This window comes from Variovorax sp. CF079 (assembly GCF_900101545.1).
Lineage (GTDB): Bacteria > Pseudomonadota > Gammaproteobacteria > Burkholderiales > Burkholderiaceae_C > Variovorax.
Window position 1 is genome coordinate 95449 of the sequence record NZ_FMZU01000021.1, and the last position, 15052, is coordinate 110500.

The 15052-nt window shown below is 67.9% G+C and carries 17 protein-coding genes; 8 read left to right on the forward strand and 9 right to left on the reverse strand.

Annotated features, from left to right (window positions below):
* Positions 1 to 62: 62 nt before the first annotated feature.
* The gene (locus BLS74_RS25700; protein WP_093109987.1) at positions 63 to 359 is read right to left on the reverse strand and encodes a PsiF family protein; all 297 of its coding nucleotides are present in this window, start codon (positions 357 to 359) and stop codon (positions 63 to 65) included.
* 128 nt (positions 360 to 487) lie between these two features.
* On the opposite strand from BLS74_RS25700, the gene argS reads away from it, so the two are divergent.
* The 7 genes from argS to BLS74_RS25735 all read left to right on the forward strand — a co-directional run bounded on the left by argS (position 488) and on the right by BLS74_RS25735 (position 8422).
* Complete coding sequence (gene argS / locus BLS74_RS25705) at positions 488 to 2161, forward strand: arginine--tRNA ligase (RefSeq protein WP_093109988.1); 1674 nt, start codon at positions 488 to 490, stop codon at positions 2159 to 2161.
* A 9-nt stretch (positions 2162 to 2170) separates the two neighbouring features.
* Positions 2171 to 2899: an SPOR domain-containing protein gene (locus BLS74_RS25710; protein ID WP_093109989.1), complete on the forward strand. Its 729-nt coding sequence runs from the start codon at positions 2171 to 2173 to the stop codon at positions 2897 to 2899.
* Between the two features lie 84 nt (positions 2900 to 2983).
* On the forward strand, positions 2984 to 3628 hold the full coding sequence (locus BLS74_RS25715) for a thiol:disulfide interchange protein DsbA/DsbL (RefSeq protein ID WP_093109990.1): 645 nt from the start codon (positions 2984 to 2986) through the stop codon (positions 3626 to 3628).
* Between the two features lie 126 nt (positions 3629 to 3754).
* On the forward strand, positions 3755 to 4447 hold the full coding sequence (gene lptA, locus BLS74_RS25720; RefSeq protein WP_093109991.1) for a lipopolysaccharide transport periplasmic protein LptA: 693 nt from the start codon (positions 3755 to 3757) through the stop codon (positions 4445 to 4447).
* The gene (gene lptB, locus BLS74_RS25725; RefSeq protein ID WP_093109992.1) at positions 4444 to 5220 is read left to right on the forward strand and encodes an LPS export ABC transporter ATP-binding protein; all 777 of its coding nucleotides are present in this window, start codon (positions 4444 to 4446) and stop codon (positions 5218 to 5220) included. Before lptA ends, lptB begins: the two co-directional genes overlap by 4 nt.
* Before the next feature lie 14 nt (positions 5221 to 5234).
* Positions 5235 to 6815: an RNA polymerase factor sigma-54 gene (locus BLS74_RS25730; protein ID WP_093109993.1), complete on the forward strand. Its 1581-nt coding sequence runs from the start codon at positions 5235 to 5237 to the stop codon at positions 6813 to 6815.
* A gap of 2 nt (positions 6816 to 6817) precedes the next feature.
* A complete protein-coding gene (locus tag BLS74_RS25735; RefSeq protein WP_093109994.1) occupies positions 6818 to 8422 on the forward strand; it encodes a phospholipase D family protein in 1605 nt (534 codons plus the stop codon).
* Between the two features lie 6 nt (positions 8423 to 8428).
* Here the strand turns inward: BLS74_RS25735 and BLS74_RS25740 are convergent, their stop codons facing one another.
* Entirely contained in the window at positions 8429 to 8809 is a 381-nt protein-coding gene (locus tag BLS74_RS25740; RefSeq protein ID WP_093109995.1) for a hypothetical protein, read from the reverse strand.
* Between the two features lie 166 nt (positions 8810 to 8975).
* Between BLS74_RS25740 and BLS74_RS25745 the strand changes: the two genes are divergently transcribed.
* Positions 8976 to 10046 (forward strand): GSU2403 family nucleotidyltransferase fold protein, encoded by a 1071-nt coding sequence (locus BLS74_RS25745; RefSeq protein WP_093109996.1) that lies wholly within the window; start codon positions 8976 to 8978, stop codon positions 10044 to 10046.
* On the opposite strand, the gene BLS74_RS25750 is transcribed toward BLS74_RS25745, so the two are convergent.
* From BLS74_RS25750 to BLS74_RS25775, 7 genes are all read right to left on the reverse strand, one after another.
* Positions 10027 to 10656, reverse strand: a complete 630-nt coding sequence (locus tag BLS74_RS25750; RefSeq protein ID WP_170855705.1) for a YceI family protein — start codon at positions 10654 to 10656, stop codon at positions 10027 to 10029. The two genes, BLS74_RS25745 and BLS74_RS25750, sit on opposite strands and share 20 nt — an antisense overlap.
* 45 nt (positions 10657 to 10701) lie before the next feature.
* Entirely contained in the window at positions 10702 to 11289 is a 588-nt protein-coding gene (locus BLS74_RS25755) for a YceI family protein (RefSeq protein ID WP_093109997.1), read from the reverse strand.
* Positions 11286 to 11894: a cytochrome b gene (locus BLS74_RS25760; RefSeq protein WP_093109998.1), complete on the reverse strand. Its 609-nt coding sequence runs from the start codon at positions 11892 to 11894 to the stop codon at positions 11286 to 11288. The genes BLS74_RS25755 and BLS74_RS25760 overlap by 4 nt, the downstream gene beginning before the upstream one ends.
* A 28-nt stretch (positions 11895 to 11922) precedes the next feature.
* Positions 11923 to 12045, reverse strand: coding sequence for a hypothetical protein (locus BLS74_RS35560; RefSeq protein WP_280142663.1), 123 nt, complete (start codon positions 12043 to 12045; stop codon positions 11923 to 11925).
* Between the two features lie 2 nt (positions 12046 to 12047).
* Positions 12048 to 12341, reverse strand: coding sequence for a hypothetical protein (locus tag BLS74_RS25765; RefSeq protein ID WP_139191738.1), 294 nt, complete (start codon positions 12339 to 12341; stop codon positions 12048 to 12050).
* Positions 12342 to 12473: 132 nt separating this feature from the next.
* Positions 12474 to 14333 carry a sensor histidine kinase gene (locus BLS74_RS25770; protein ID WP_093110000.1) on the reverse strand — a complete coding sequence of 620 codons (1860 nt, stop codon included), beginning with the start codon at positions 14331 to 14333 and terminating at the stop codon, positions 12474 to 12476.
* A complete protein-coding gene (locus BLS74_RS25775) occupies positions 14333 to 14992 on the reverse strand; it encodes a response regulator (protein ID WP_093110001.1) in 660 nt (219 codons plus the stop codon). Before BLS74_RS25775 ends, BLS74_RS25770 begins: the two co-directional genes overlap by 1 nt.
* Between the last annotated feature and the right edge of the window lie 60 nt (positions 14993 to 15052).

Sequence of the window (15052 nt, forward strand, 5' to 3'; positions counted from 1 at the left end):
AAAGAAAAAGCCCCGCCAGGCCGAAGCCTGCGGGGCTTTTCTTTGCCAGCTTGCGGCGTCGCTCAGGCAGCCGGCTTGGCCGAGAGGCATTCCTTCATGAAGGCCTTGCGCTCGTCGCCTTTCAGCGCCTTGGCCTTGGGGTCGGCGTTGCAGCTCTTCATCTTGTCCTGCTGCGTCACCGGCTTGGCCGAGAGGCAGGTCTTCATGAAGGCCTTGCGCTCGTCGCCCTTCTTGTCGCCGGCGTCCTTGTTGCAGGTCGCCATCTTACTTTGCTGGGCCGTGGGGGCCTTGTCCTGCGCATGCGCGACGCCGATGGAGAGACAGGCGGCCACGGCAAACAGGGAGAGAAGCTTCTTCATGGTGTAGGTGTCCTCAAGGGTGGTTGTGACAGGAGCCCCGGCCGGGGCCGCCCATGCTAACGGCCCGAGGCAACGCCTGGATGACCATGGCCGGCCGGGGCCGGGTTTGCCCCCGGTAAAATCCCGCGATGCTATTGGTCAAACAGGAGCTGCTCGCGGCGCTCGCGAACACGCTCGAATCCTTCTCGCCCGGCGCCGGCGCCAAAGCCGCGTTCGAATCGCCCAAGGTCGCGGCGCATGGCGATTTCGCAAGCACCGCTGCGATGCAGCTCGCCAAGCCCCTGGCGCGCAAGCCGCGCGAACTGGCCGAGGACATCAGCGCCGCGCTCCAGGCCACCCCGGCCTTCGCGCAGTGGGTCGATGCCATAGAGATCGCCGGCCCCGGCTTCTTGAACATCCGCCTCAAGACCGCTGCCAAGCAGCAGGTGGTGCGCGAGGTGCTGGCCGCGGGCGAGGCCTTCGGCCGCCAGCCCGCGCGCAGCGATCGCGTGCTGGTCGAGTTCGTCTCCGCCAACCCGACCGGCCCGCTGCATGTGGGCCACGGCCGCCAGGCCGCGCTCGGCGACGCGATCTGCAACCTGCTGGCCTCGCAGGGCGCGCAGGTCTGGCGCGAGTTCTATTACAACGACGCGGGCGTGCAGATCCAGACGCTCGCCACCAGCACCCAGCTGCGCGCCAAGGGCTTCAAGCCCGGCGATGCCGAATGGCCCGAGCAGGCCTACAACGGCGAATACATCGCCGACATCGCCGAAGACTTCAAGGCGAAGAAGACCGTGCGCTCGGACGACCGCGAATACACCGCGAGCGGCGACGTCGACGACATCGACTCGATCCGCCAGTTCGCCGTGGCCTACCTGCGCCACGAGCAGGACCTGGACCTGAAGGCCTTCCAGGTCCGCTTCGACAACTACTACCTCGAATCGAGCCTCTACACCAGCGGCCGGGTCGATGCGACGGTGAAGCGGCTCATCGAGGCCGGCAAGACCTACGAGCAGGACGGCGCCCTGTGGCTGAAGTCGACCGACTACGGCGACGACAAGGACCGCGTGATGCGCAAGAGCGACGGCAGCTACACCTACTTCGTGCCCGACGTCGCTTATCACATCGCCAAGTGGGAGCGCGGCTTCGGCGAGGTGGTCAACATCCAGGGCACCGACCACCACGGCACGATCGCGCGCGTGCGCGCCGGCCTGCAGGCCGCGAACGTCGGCATCCCGGCCGGCTATCCCGAGTACGTGCTGCACACCATGGTGCGCGTGATGCGCGGCGGCGAAGAGGTCAAGATCAGCAAGCGCGCCGGCAGCTACGTGACGCTGCGCGACCTGATCGAGTGGACCAGCACCGACGCCGTGCGCTTCTTCCTCCTGAGCCGCAAGCCCGACACCGAATACACCTTCGACATCGACCTCGCGCTGGCGCAGAACAACGACAACCCGGTCTACTACGTGCAGTACGCGCATGCGCGCATCTGCTCGGTGCTGGCGGCCTGGGGCGGCGATGCGGCCGCGCTGGCGGATGTCGAGCTCGCGCCGCTGCAAAGCCCGGCTGCGCAGGCGCTGCTGCTGCTGCTGGCCAGGTACCCCGACATGCTCGCGGCCGCGGCCAAGGATTTTGCGCCGCACGACGTCACCTTCTACCTGCGCGAACTGGCTGCCTGCTACCACAGCTACTACGACGCCGAGCGCATCCTGGTCGACGAGGAGCCGGTCAAGCGGGCCCGCCTGTCGCTGGTCGCGGCCACCGCGCAGGTGCTGCACAATGGGCTGGCAATTCTCGGCGTGAGCGCGCCGCGCAAGATGTGATTTCGAACCATGACTAAAAGACAGAGCGGCAACATTGTCATCGGGCTGATCGTCGGCCTGGTGCTGGGGCTGGGCGTGGCGCTGGGCATCGCGGTCTATGTGACCAAGGTGCCGATCCCCTTCATGACCAAGACCCAGCGCGGCGGCCCCGAGCAAGACGAAGCCGAGGCGCGCAAGAACCGCGACTGGGACCCCAACGGCCCGCTCGCCGGCAAGGCAGGCGCCGCCCGCCCGCAGGCACCCGCGACGCCCGCACCGCCCCAGCCCGCCACGGCGGGGGCGCCCACGCCGCCGACCGCGCCGGCGCCCGTGGTGGTGCCACCCGGCGCGCAGCAGCAACAGCAACAGCAACAGCCACAGCGCGCCGGACGGCCGCCCCTGCCGGCCGAAGCCAACGCGGTGCCGCCATCGAACGACCCGATCGGCGATCTCGCGCGGGCACGTTCGGGCGCCAGCCCCGGCGCCACCACCGCCGCCGCGGCGCCCAGCGCCAGCACCGATCCTTTCATGTATTTCGTCCAGGCCGGCGCCTTCCGCACCCCCGAGGACGCCGAGGCGCAGCGCGCCAAGCTTTCGCTGATGGGCGTGGAAGCGCGCATCACCGAGCGCGAGCAGGCCGGCCGCACCGTCTACCGCGTGCGCGCGGGGCCTTTCAACAAGAAGGAAGATGCGGACCGGCTCAAGGAGCGGCTCGACGGCGGTGGCCTCGAATCTGCCTTGGTGCGCGTCCAGCGCTGAGCCTTCATCCATACTCAAGCTCGCCGGTCCGGGAACTCCGGGCCAGCCGCGGGCTCTGTCAGCCGCACAGGAGAACTTCTTAATATGAAACGTCGTGACTTTTCGCTGGCCGCCACTTCGCTGGGGCTTCTTCCCCTCGCCTCACTTTCGCACGCCCAGGCGCTCGCGCCCAAGGCGGGCACCGACTACGCCGTGCTCGACAAGCGCGTGCCGGTCGACGCGCCGGCCGGGAAGGTCGAGGTGATCGAGTTCTTCTGGTACAGCTGCCCGCATTGCAACGCCTTCGAGCCGACGCTCGAGACCTGGATCAAGAAGCTGCCCGCCCACGTGTCTTTCAAGCGCGTGCCGGTCGCCTTCCAGCCCAGCTTCCAGCCGCAGCAGCGGCTCTATTACGCGCTGGAAGCGATGGGCAAGGTTGACGAATACCAGCGCAAGGTGTTCGCCGCGATCCATCAGCAGCGCCAGAACCTCTCGGGCGAGCAGCAGATCATCGACTGGGCCGCGGCCAACGGCCTCGACAAGGCCAAGTTCACCGAGAACTTCAAGTCCTTCAGCGTGGCGAGCAAGATCCAGCGCGCCAAGCAGCTGCAGGAGGCTTACCAAGTGGCCGGCGTGCCCGCGATGGGCATCGCGGGCAGGTGGTATACGGACGGCGAACTCGCGCGCAGCATGGACCGCGCGCTGCAGGTCACTGACTTCCTGGTCGGCGAAGCGCGCAAGAGCGCGTAAAAAAGCGCCTCCCGCCGCTCGTCGCGGCAACCAGCAGGAAGCCCGCTTCGGCGGGCTTTTTCATCCGCCGGCGGAAACCGGATCCATGAGGCCGCATACAATCGCCCAGCAAGTTTCGTGCCTTTTATGACATCGTTACATTCCTCCTCCGTTTCTCGCCACCTTTGTCGCGCTTTCGTATTCGCCTTGGGCGTGGCCGGCCTCGTGTCGGCGGCGCAGGCCGAGAAGGCGGACCGCACCAAGCCGATGAACATCGAGGCCGACGCCATGCGCTACGACGACCTCAAGCAGACCAGCGTCTTCACCGGCAACGTGGTGGTGACCAAGGGCACCATCATCATCCGCGGCATCCGCATCGACGTGCGGCAGGATCCCGAGGGCTACCAGTACGGCATCGTCACGGCCGCGCCCGGCAAGCTGGCCTATTTCAAGCAGAAGCGCGACGCCGGCCCCGACGAGTGGATCGAGGGCGAGTCGGAAGTCATCGAGTACGACAGCCGCGCCGACAACGTGAAGTTCATCCGCCGTGCGGTGATGCGTCGCCTGGTCGGCGCGACACCCAACGACGAAAGCAGCGGACCTTTGATCGTCTACGACCAGAGCAACGACACCTTCACCGTCAACGGCTCGCCGCTGCCGCCCAATGCGGGCGTGGCGACCCAGCCCGGCGGCCGCGTCAAGGCCATCCTCACGCCCAAGGCGGCCGCTTCCGCGCCCGCTGCCGGGTCCGCCAGGCCGGCGGCGCCGGCCGCCTCCGCGCCGGCGTCCGGAACGGGCCTGCGCTCGACCACCACGCTCGGCGGAGAGCAGCGCAAGTGAGCGGCGGCAACGAAGTCCTGGGCAGCCGCCTCGAGGCGCGCGGCCTGCAGAAGAGCTACGGCAGCCGCAAGGTCGTCAAGGACGTCTCGCTCGGCGTGCAAAAGGGCGAGGTGGTCGGCCTGCTGGGGCCCAACGGCGCGGGCAAGACCACCTCCTTCTACATGATCGTCGGGCTGGTGCGGGCGGATGCGGGCGAAATCAGCATCGACGGCGAACCGATCGCGCACATGCCGATCCACCGCCGCGCCCGCATGGGCTTGAGCTACCTGCCGCAGGAAGCTTCGATCTTCCGCAAGCTCACGGTCGAGGAGAACGTGCGCGCCGTGCTCGAGCTGCAGCGCGAACTCGACGACGCGGGCCGGCCGGTGCCGCTGTCGAAGCAGCGCATCGAGGAACGCCTCGGCGAACTGCTGCACGACCTGCGCGTCGACCATCTGCGCGATTCGCCCGCGCTGGCGCTGTCGGGCGGCGAGCGCCGCCGCGTCGAGATCGCGCGGGCGCTTGCCACGCAGCCGCGCTTCATCCTGCTGGACGAGCCCTTCGCCGGCATCGATCCGATCGCGGTGATCGAGATCCAGCGGATCATCAGTTTCCTGAAGGAACGCGGCATCGGCGTGCTCATCACCGACCACAACGTGCGCGAGACGCTGGGCATCTGCGATCACGCCTTCATCATCAGCGACGGGCATGTGCTGGCACAAGGCACGCCTTCGGAGATCGTCGACAACGCCGAGGTACGACGCGTGTACCTGGGCGAGCATTTCCGGATGTAGGGGACCGTACTTCGATGAAGCAAGGGCTCTCGCTTCGCGTTTCCCAGCACCTGGCGCTCACGCCGCAGCTGCAGCAGTCGATCCGGCTGCTGCAGCTCTCCACGCTCGAATTGAGCCAGGAAGTGGAGCAGATGCTCGACGAGAACCCGTTCCTCGAACGCACGGCCGAAGAGGCGCCGCGCGAGGAGTTCGGTCTCGAGGCGGCCGATGCGCCGGTGCGCGACGAAGACCGCCAGGCCGAGGGCGAGGCTGACTTCGTCCCCGGCCCGGCCGCGGCGCCGGCCGAGGTGGCGGTCGCCGCCAACGGCGATGCCGAAGCGGCTGCGCCCGCCGACAGCGAACCCGACTGGGAGGGCGACGGTACGGTCGACCTCGCGCCCGACGACAGCGAATGGGGCGGCGATGCGCCCGCGCGCGCCAACAACCTCGGCGACGACGAGCGCACCGATGCGACCGAGCTCGCGCGCAGCCAGGAATCGCTGCAGTCCTTCCTGCACCGGCAGGCGCTGTCGCTGCGCCTGGACGAGAACGACTGCGCCGCGCTGCGCTTCCTGATCGAATCGCTCAACGACGACGGCTACCTCGAGGATTCGCTGCCAGCGCTGGCCTCGGGCCTCGCGGGCGACGACAACGACCAGTTCGACGAACTGGTGCATCACTTCCAGGTCGCGCTGGGCCTGCTGCAGAGTTTGGAGCCGGCCGGCGTCGGCGCCCGCAGCCTCGGCGAATGCCTGACCATCCAGCTGCGCCAGCTGGCGAGCGCCAAGGAGAGCGAGGAGGAGGCCCAGGTGCGCAAGACCGCCATCGCGATCTGCAAGCAGCCGATGGAGCTGCTCGCGCGGCGCGACTTCAAGCGCCTGGCCACGCTCACGCGCAGCAATGAAGACGAGGTGCGCGCTGCACTGCAGCTGATCGCCAGGCTCGAGCCCAAGCCAGGGCGCCGCTTCGTCGACGTCGAGCGCAACATCGTCGTGCCCGACGTGATCGTCACGCGCATCGGCCACGGCACCAACGCGAAGTTCCGCGTCATGCTCAATCCCGAGGTCATGCCGCGGCTGCGCGTGCACGACATCTATGCCGGCGCGCTCAAGCAGCACAAGGGCGAGGGCAGCCAGGCGCTGTCGCAGCGGCTGCAGGAAGCGCGCTGGTTCATCAAGAACATCCAGCAGCGCTTCGACACCATCCTCAGGGTCTCCAACGCGATCGTCGAGCGGCAGAAGAGCTACTTCGTGCACGGCGAGCTCGCGATGCGGCCGCTGGTGCTGCGCGAGATCGCCGACGAGCTGGGCCTGCACGAATCCACCATCAGCCGCGTGACCACCGCCAAGTACATGGCCACGCCCTACGGCACCGTCGAGCTCAAGTACTTCTTCGGCTCGGCGCTCGGCACCGAAACCGGCGGCAACGCCTCCAGCACCGCGGTGCGCGCGCTGATCAAGCAGTTCGTGAGCGCCGAGGACGTGAGGAAGCCGCTGTCCGACAGCCAGGTGTCCGAGATGCTCAAGGAGCAGGGCATCGAGTGCGCGCGCCGCACGGTGGCCAAGTACCGCGAGGCGCTGCGCATCGCGCCTGCGAACCTGCGCAAGGCACTCTAGCGATGAGTCGCCGTCCGAGTCCGCTCCCAAGCTGGATTCGCCTCGGCCTGGCCTTGATGGCGGTGCTTCTTCTCGCCACCGGCTGCGCGATGCTGCCGGCCGAATTCGAGCGCACGCCGTCCAAGGCGATGCCCTTGTCCACCGGCACCGTGCTGGGCCGCATCGCCAAGGCCTCGCAGCCGGATGCGGACTTGAGCGGCTTCCGGCTCATGCCCAGCGGCGACTTCGCGCTCAACACGCGGCTCGAGCTCGCGCGCCGCGCCGAGCGCACGCTCGACGTCCAGTACTACCAGATCGACAACGACGAGACCGGCCGCTACCTGCTGCGCACACTGCGCGACGCGGCCCAGCGCGGCGTGCGCGTGCGGCTCCTGATGGACGATCTCTACACCGCGGGCGAGGACGAGCTGCTGCTCGCGCTGGCCGCCACACCCAACCTCGAGCTGCGGCTCTTCAACCCGTTTCCGGCCGGGCGCGGCAGCATGCTCAGGCGCTTCTCGGCCTCGCTCTTCGACTTCAGCCGCGTCAACCGGCGCATGCACAACAAGCTCTTCATCGCCGACGGCGCGATGGCGGTGGCCGGCGGGCGCAACATCGGCAACCCGTACTTCACGCAGACGGCCGGCGCGAACTTCATCGACCTCGACACCTTCGTCGCCGGCGCCCTGATCCCGCGTCTTTCCAGCCTGTTCGACCTGTACTGGAACAGCGAGCACGTGCGGCCGATCGAAACCGTGGTCGCGCCCACGCTCGCGCGGGAGGAACGGCAGCGGCGCTTCGAGGAGCTGACTGCCCCGGCCACCACCCCGGCACCGCGTTCGCCGGCGCCCAACGACCTGCTGGGCTACAGCCCGATCGTCGAGAACCTCAACGCCGGCAAGCTCGACCTCATCTGGACCACCGCCGAGGCGTATGCCGATTCGCCCGAGCGCGTGATCGGCAAACAGGTCACCTACGGCGGCGTGCCGCTGCTCGACGTCGACAGCGTGCGCTACAACGTGGTCGAGCAGATGCGGCGCGGGCGTTCCGACGTGACGCTGGTGTCGCCCTACCTGATCCCCGGCAAGGAGGGGCTGGAGGTGCTGCGCGAGATCCGCCGGCGCGGCATGAAGATCAGCGTGGTCACCAACTCGCTGGCCGCCACCGACGAGCCCGTGGTCCACACCGGCTACCGCCGCTACCGGGCCGACATGCTGCGGCTCGGCGCCGAGATCCACGAGCTGAGCTCGGTGCGCACGCGGCGCAGCGTGCGCCTGGGCCTGTTCGGCACGCAGATCGGACGCCTGCACGCCAAGTCGGCCGTGATCGACGGGCGCACGCTCTTCGTCGGCTCGATGAATTTCGACCCGCGCTCGGAAGTGCACAACACCGAGATCGGCCTCTTCATCTTCAGCCGTGAGATGGCGCAGCAGGTGCTGAAGCTGGTCGAGGTGCTCAAGCAGCAGGGCGCCTACAAGGTGCGTTTCGCGCCCGGCACCGAGAAAATGGAATGGGTGAGCGAGGAGGCCGGCGTCGAACAGGTGCTCACCAGCGAGCCCGATGCGGGCTTCTGGGACCACCTGATGCTGGAGCTGCTGGCGCCGCTGGCGCCGGAGAGCCTGCTCTAGACCTCATCAGTAGCGATAACGGTCATAACGGTCATAACGGTCATAACGGTCATAACGGTCATGACGGCCATGACGGTCATGGCGGTAGTGATGGCGATCACCGTGCCGGTACTCGTCGCGGTATTCATGGCGGTAGAAGTGCCGCGGCGGCGGGCGGTGGTAGTCATACACGGGAGCCGGACGGTAGTGCCGCGGCGGCGGGTCGTAGTAGACCGGCGCCGGGGCATAGTGGACCGGGCTGGCAATGCCGACGGCGACCCCTGGCACATGGATGCCCACCGACACGGCCAGGTCCCTGGCGCTGGCGGACGTGGCGCCCAGCACGGCTGCGGCGGAGAAGGCGCCGGCGGCGATCCACTTGAAGAAGCGGGTGTGCGCGATGTTCATGAAGAAACTCCTGAAGGCATGAAGTGCCGTTGGGGTCATTGCACCCGGCCCGCGTAAAGCAGGACCCGCCTGCTCCGTGAAGCTTGTTGCTGAATGTTGCAGCGCGGACGTACAGCGCAGGAGCGGACTTACCACATAAAATGCAGTTTTGTGGGGTAAGAAATCCATGCCTGTCCAGCACGCCCTGTACCGCATGCATGAGCTGGCTTTTCGCACGCAGTACGCCGAGCTCAAGGAACGCACTGCGTCTGCGGGCCGCCTTCTTCAAGGAACGCCCGGGAGCCTTCAATTGCGCCGGGGGACAGGCTATGCCTACTGGTATCGGGTCTTCTATCCGGCGCCTGGCAAGAAGGCCGAGCAGATCGTCTGCAAAGACGGGGACACCGCGGCACTCGACGAAGTGTCCCGCGAGATCGAGTTCGCCCAATGGACAAGCGCCCAGGTGAGAAATCTCAGGAAGCTCGATTTCCAGGTGGCGGACAAAGGCGTGGCGAGCGTGCTGGTCGAGCTTCACAACGCGGGCATCCTGGGCGCGTGCCTCGCACTGGTCGGAACCTTGGGCTTCATGGCCTGGTTGAACGAACTCGGAGCGATGGCGGTATCGGCCCGCACGCAGGACGTCGACATTGCCGCCCGGCAAAAGCTGAGGCTTGCAGCGCCGGCGTCCTTTCTTGAAGCGATGGAAGCCACCAGGCTTGGTTTTCATCCTGTTCCCGGGATTCCAAGCCAGGCGCCCTCGACTTCCGTGAAGCTCAAGGGCAGGGATGGGTTGCGAGTCGACGTTCTGACGCATGGCGAGGAGCTTGGAAAGACCGTTCCCCTGCCGCAGCTGAAATGGCATGCCGAGACCGTGCCCCACTATGACTATCTGCTCGCGGAGCCAAGTCGCGCCGCATCGCTTGCCGGCGGCCATTGCATCCCTTTGACGTTGCCGCAGCCGGAGCGCTTCGTCTGGCAAAAGCTCTACGCGAGCGCCGAGCGCAAGGCCAAGCCCGAGAAAGCCGAAAAGGACCTGCTGCAGGCAGCGACCCTGGGAGCCGTCCTGGCCGAGCAGCAAGACGAGCTTCTGTCCGATTCGTTTCGGGATGCGCCAGCCGCACTCAAGGAAGTGGCGAGAACCCGCCTGCCTGCTTTGCGCAGGGCCTTGAGTGGGCATCCTCAAGCGCTCGAACAGTTCGAGCTCGCCCTCGGACCGGCAGCGAGGAAGCGATCGCGCCCTAGCTCGGCCGGTCCGTGATGTTGACCGCCTCGACCTGCACCAGGAGCCGCACCTTGTTCTCGAAGCCGAAGTTGATGCCCCAGGTGATGCCCCAGTCGCTGCGCTCCACGATGGTCTCGAAGTCGCCGCCGCAGACCTGGCGCTTGATCAGCGGGCTGAGGTAGCAGCCGAAGCGGCTGGCCTTGAGCTTGATGGGCCGCGTCTGGCCCATCAGCGTGAGCGTGCCGTCGACTTCGGCGACCTTGTCGCCGTTGAAATCGATCTTGTCGGCCACGAAGCGGCCGGTCGGAAATTCCGCGACGTTGAAGAAGTCCTTGCTCAGCACGTGGCGGTTGAGCAGGTCGACGCCGGTGTTGATGGAGCCGATGTCCATCGTGATGTCGATCTTGCCGTTCTTGCCCGTGGTATCGATCTTGACCGTGCCGTCCTTGGTGCTGAAGCGGCCGCGGTTGGTGGTGGTGCCGTAGTGGCCCATCTCGTACATCACGAAAGTGTGGGTCGGGTCGACCACGTAGCTGGCGCCCTTGACCGGACCTCCTGCCGGCAAGGCGGCCATTTCCGGTGCCTGCTGTGCGGCGGCGAGGGTCGCTGCGGCCGCGAGCGCAGCGACGGCAATGGACTTCATCATGACGAGCTTTCGAATGGGGCGATGCAAAGAAGAACGAAGGTCAGGTCAAATCGGACGCAGGCCGGCGAGCACGAGCTTGAAGCGCACCTGCACGTCGTCGCCGACCATCGAGGTGTCGGTCCATTCGCCCTCGCCGATCTTGAAGGCGAGGCGCTGGATCGTAAAGCTTCCCGTCGCCACCGACTGCCCCGAGGCTTGCGTGATGGTCACCGGCACCATGACGTACTGCGTGGTGCCCTTGATCGTCAGCTTGCCCGCGACCTCGAAGTGCCCGCTGCCGAGGCTCTTGATGGCGCTCGACTGGAAGTTGGCCTTCGGAAATCGCGCGGTGTCGAACCACGGCGCCTTGGGCAGTTCGGCGTCGCTTTGCGGCACGCCGAGGGTGGCGCTGCCCATGTCGATCTGCATGGAGACCGTGCCGCCCTCGGGCTTCTGCGGGTCGAAGGCGATCTGGGCGTCGAACTTCTTGAACGCGCCTTCGACCGGCACGCCCATCTGCTTGGTGACGAAGGTGATCTGGCCGTAGCCGGGGACCAGCTTCGCCATCGGTTCTGCGGCGCTCGCCGGCCCCGCCGTCGCGAGCGCCGCAGCGGCGGCCCAGAGTGCCCGCCAGGCGATTGGAAGTCTTGTCATCTTGGGTGTCCCTGGTGCGAAAAAGGCCACATGCGATCGAGCAGGCCGTCGCGGTCGGCGAAGTGATGCTTGAGCGCCGCCGCCGCGTGCAGCAGCACCACGGCGGCCAGCGTGAAGGCGCTGCCTTTGTGCATCGGCTTCAGCACCGCCTCGGCGAAGTCCTTGTCCACCGGCACGAAGTCCGGCAGCGGCACGAGGCCGAACCAGACGATCGGAATGCCCAGTCCCGAGCTGTAGGCCCAGCCGAACAGGGGGACGGCGAAGAACAGCAAATACAGCAGCAGATGCGTGCCGCGGTGCGCGATGAGCTGCCAGCCCGGCATCGCCTCCACGATGCAGGCTGGCAGCGGCGGCGGCGGGTGTGACAGGCGCCACAGCAGGCGCAAGGCCGAAAGCGTCAGGATCGTGATGCCGGCCCACTTGTGCCAGTTGATGAGCTTGAGCCGCATCGGCGAGAAGGGCAGGCCGGCCATGTAGAGGCCGACGCTGAAGGAGGCGACGATCAGCAGCGCGAGCAGCCAGTGCAGCCCCATGGCGACCGCGCCGTAGCGTGGGGCGTCGGCACGGTCGTGGGCAAGCGCGGGATGGAGCGGCTCGGCGGGCATGCACAGAGCATATCGCCCCGCAAGCCGTCTATCCGATGCTCCAGCGCGCGATCAGCAGCAGGCCGAGGCCCAGCACCAGCATCAGCACGAAGGGCACCACGAGCCAGGGTGCGTCATGCTCTTCTTTGTCGGAGGCGAGCTGGTTGTTCATGATCAGAAGGTCGGAACGTGATTGGCCTGTTCGGGCGTGCGGTCGGTCAGCACCTCGCTCGCGGCGGGAACCGAGGGATCGCTGCTGCGATAGGCGGCCGCAGGCGGGGCCTGGCGCTGCGCCGCGGCGCCGCTGGCCTCGGCTTGCCAGTGGCCGAGCAGGGCCAGGCCGACGAGCAGGATGGCGGCCAGTGCCACCGAACCGAGCAGCAGCCGGGGCATGCGGCTTTCTTTCCGGCTTTTTCCGGCGAGCGCCGAGAGCCGGTATCTGGTCGCTGCGTGGGATTGGAACTGCATGCGGGGCCTTCCTTCCTTCGGATGACACGCGATGAAGGCGTGTGCATGCAATCTAGGCAGGAAGCCGTGCGCGGAAAATGCCGCCTTCGCGTTCGGGATCCCGCGTTCGCGGGAGGGGCCGCGCGACAGCGCTCAGGCGACCGGCGCCGTCATCGGCAGGCGCAGCACGACGCAGGTGCCGGTCGGGCCCGAGCGCACTTCGAGCGCACCGCCGAGCCGCTGGGCCCGCGAGCGCATGTTGCCGAGGCCGTGGCCCTGGCGCCGGGGTTCGCCGACCAGGCCATGGCCGTCGTCTTCGACTTCCATTTCGAGCATGTCGCCGAGCTGGCGCAGCCGCACCTCGACCCGCGTGGCCCGCGCATGCTTGAGCACATTGGTCAGCGCCTCCTGCGCCACGCGCAGCAGCTGCAGCGCGGCGTGCGGCGCCAGGGGCATCGCATCGTCGGGCAGGTCGATGTCCCAGCGCGGGCGTACGCCGGCCGCGATCAGCTGCGCCTCCCAGCGGAACATGAAGTTGCCGAGCGCGGCGCCGAGGTTGTGCTCGTCGGAGGCCAGCGCATCGAGCGCGAGCCGCATGTCGGCGATGCAGCTGCGCAGCGCGGTGGCGATCTGGCCGTCGTCCATGTCGCCGCGCTCCACGCGCGACAGCGAGGTGAAGAGCTGCGAGCCCAGGCCGTCGTGCAGGTCGCGCATGATCAGCTGGCGCTCTTCCGATGCGGCATGCTCGCGCTCCAGTGCGGCCAGCCGCTCGTAGTTGGCCGCCAGCGCTCGCTCGCGGTCGGCGACGCGCGTTTCCAGCGTGCGGTTCAGGTCCTCCAGCGAGTGCAGCGTGCGCAGGAAGCGCGCCGTCAGAAGGGCTGCCATCGCCAGCAGCAGCATGTTCGAGCCGAAATGCAGCAGGTGGATGCGATGCCCGACCCATTCCGGCAGGAAGCGCCCGAGCAGGCGCGGGTCCCAGGTGATCAGGTAGTCGTGCACGCCCACCAGCACCGCAAAGGCCATCACGGCGGACAGTGCCGCAGAGGTCAGGGTGCCGCGGCGGCGCGCATAACCGATCGAGGTCGCGATGATCAGCAGGCCGACCCCCATCATGCCGCCCAGCCAGTAGCGCGCCACGAACGGCTCCGCCGCGAAGCCGCCGAGCGCGAAGCTGAGCGGGCCCAGCAGCCAGTAAGCCACCAGGCCGCGCTCCAGTCCGGGCCGATGGACGCCGGCATAGCGCAACGTGAACACCGCCATCACGATCACGAAGCCGCCCGTGGCGCTGTTGTAGATCACGCGCCACCACTGCCATTGGGCCATGGGCATCGCATCGATCAGGAAGGTCATGGTGCGGGTGGCCCACAGCGCGGCCGCAAGGCCGAAGAGCCCATAGAGCACCTCGCTGCGGCGGCGCCACCAGATGAACACCACGAAGCCGGCGACCAGCACGGAGACGAGCACCGTGAGCTCGGGCACGGTGCGGGTCCAGAACAGGCGCCGGTCGTGCAGCGGCTGGAGCTCGGTTTGCGGCCCGACGGCGACGCGCGGGAAGCGCAGCGGGTAGCCCTTGGGGGCCGCGACGCGGATCGCCAGCTCGTTGCGGCCGGGGCGCAGCAGCGGTGCCGGAAACACCGTCATCTGCGGCCGGTAGGTGCGCGCGTAGACCTGCTCGGTGTTCTCGGGCACGCTCGCGACCAGGGTGCCGTTGAGCCAAAGGTCGCCGCCGTCGTAGAAGTAGGGCACGTAGGCGGCCCACTGCGCCTGCCGGGCCGGATCGTCGGGATAGTCGAAGCCGACGCGGTACCAGGCGGGCGCTTTTGCGCGGTCCGGGCGCGAATACCCGGCGTCGTCGGGCAGCGTCACCGTTTCCCATGCCGCGTCGGCCGGCGGTGGGGTTCTAGTGACGAGCGGCGCCGCAAACACCGAGGCCTGGCGCGGCTCCTGCAATGCCGCATGGGCGATGCCCGCGATGCAGGCCGCCATCAGCACGGCGACCGCGAGCCGGTGCATCACAGCAATCCCATCTGGCTCGCTTCGTAGACCGCTTCGCCGCGCGAGTGGACGGCGAGCTTGCGGTAGATCTTCTTCACGTGCGCGACCACGGTGTGCGGCGAGATGTCGATCAGCTCCCCGATGGTGTCGAAGCTCAGGCCCTTGGCCGTGAGGCGCAGGATCTCGGTCTCGCGTTCGGTCAGGGGCGAGGGCGCTTCGGGCGTGGGCGGCTGCGTCGCGGGCGCCGGCTGGGCGCTGACGCGGAAGCGCGCCAGCACGCGACGCGCGATGCTCGGGCTGATGGGCGAGCCGCCGGCGCGCACTTCGTGGATGCTGGCGGCAATGCGGTCGGCCCCGGCGTCCTTGAGCAGGTAGCCGGTGGCGCCGGCCTCGATCGAGGACAGCACGTGCTGGTCGTCGCCGAACATCGTGACCACCAGCACGTCGCACTGCGGACGATGGCGGGCCGCGTGGCGGATCACCTCGACGCCGTCGATGTCGGGCAGCCCGAGATCGACCAGCATGACGTCGGGCGCTTGCGCGTCCAGCATCGCCAGCGCCGCGCGCCCGGTGGCCACCGCCGCGATGAGCTGCAGGCCGGGGTCCGCCAGCACCGCGTCCGAAAAACGGCGCATGAACTCCGGTTCGTCTTCGACAATCAGCACGCTGGTGGTCATGTGAGCCCTTCGCGACGCGGTCCGGCGATTTTCGCACCGGGGACTTGCATGGCGATAGCG

Excerpts from the sequence above, each read along its gene's own strand:
- BLS74_RS25700 (WP_093109987.1), bottom strand. The coding sequence starts at position 359 with ATGAAGAAGCTTCTCTCCCTGTTTGCCGTGGCCGCCTGTCTCTCCATC.
- argS (WP_093109988.1), top strand. The coding sequence starts at position 488 with ATGCTATTGGTCAAACAGGAGCTGCTCGCGGCGCTCGCGAACACGCTC.
- BLS74_RS25710 (WP_093109989.1), top strand. The coding sequence starts at position 2,171 with ATGACTAAAAGACAGAGCGGCAACATTGTCATCGGGCTGATCGTCGGC.
- BLS74_RS25715 (WP_093109990.1), top strand. The coding sequence starts at position 2,984 with ATGAAACGTCGTGACTTTTCGCTGGCCGCCACTTCGCTGGGGCTTCTT.
- lptA (WP_093109991.1), top strand. The coding sequence starts at position 3,755 with ATGACATCGTTACATTCCTCCTCCGTTTCTCGCCACCTTTGTCGCGCT.
- BLS74_RS25730 (WP_093109993.1), top strand. The coding sequence starts at position 5,235 with ATGAAGCAAGGGCTCTCGCTTCGCGTTTCCCAGCACCTGGCGCTCACG.
- BLS74_RS25735 (WP_093109994.1), top strand. The coding sequence starts at position 6,818 with ATGAGTCGCCGTCCGAGTCCGCTCCCAAGCTGGATTCGCCTCGGCCTG.
- BLS74_RS25740 (WP_093109995.1), bottom strand. The coding sequence starts at position 8,809 with ATGAACATCGCGCACACCCGCTTCTTCAAGTGGATCGCCGCCGGCGCC.
- BLS74_RS25745 (WP_093109996.1), top strand. The coding sequence starts at position 8,976 with ATGCCTGTCCAGCACGCCCTGTACCGCATGCATGAGCTGGCTTTTCGC.
- BLS74_RS25750 (WP_170855705.1), bottom strand. The coding sequence starts at position 10,656 with ATGATGAAGTCCATTGCCGTCGCTGCGCTCGCGGCCGCAGCGACCCTC.
- BLS74_RS25755 (WP_093109997.1), bottom strand. The coding sequence starts at position 11,289 with ATGACAAGACTTCCAATCGCCTGGCGGGCACTCTGGGCCGCCGCTGCG.
- BLS74_RS25760 (WP_093109998.1), bottom strand. The coding sequence starts at position 11,894 with ATGCCCGCCGAGCCGCTCCATCCCGCGCTTGCCCACGACCGTGCCGAC.
- BLS74_RS35560 (WP_280142663.1), bottom strand. The coding sequence starts at position 12,045 with ATGAACAACCAGCTCGCCTCCGACAAAGAAGAGCATGACGCACCCTGG.
- BLS74_RS25765 (WP_139191738.1), bottom strand. The coding sequence starts at position 12,341 with ATGCAGTTCCAATCCCACGCAGCGACCAGATACCGGCTCTCGGCGCTC.
- BLS74_RS25770 (WP_093110000.1), bottom strand. The coding sequence starts at position 14,333 with ATGCACCGGCTCGCGGTCGCCGTGCTGATGGCGGCCTGCATCGCGGGC.
- BLS74_RS25775 (WP_093110001.1), bottom strand. The coding sequence starts at position 14,992 with ATGACCACCAGCGTGCTGATTGTCGAAGACGAACCGGAGTTCATGCGC.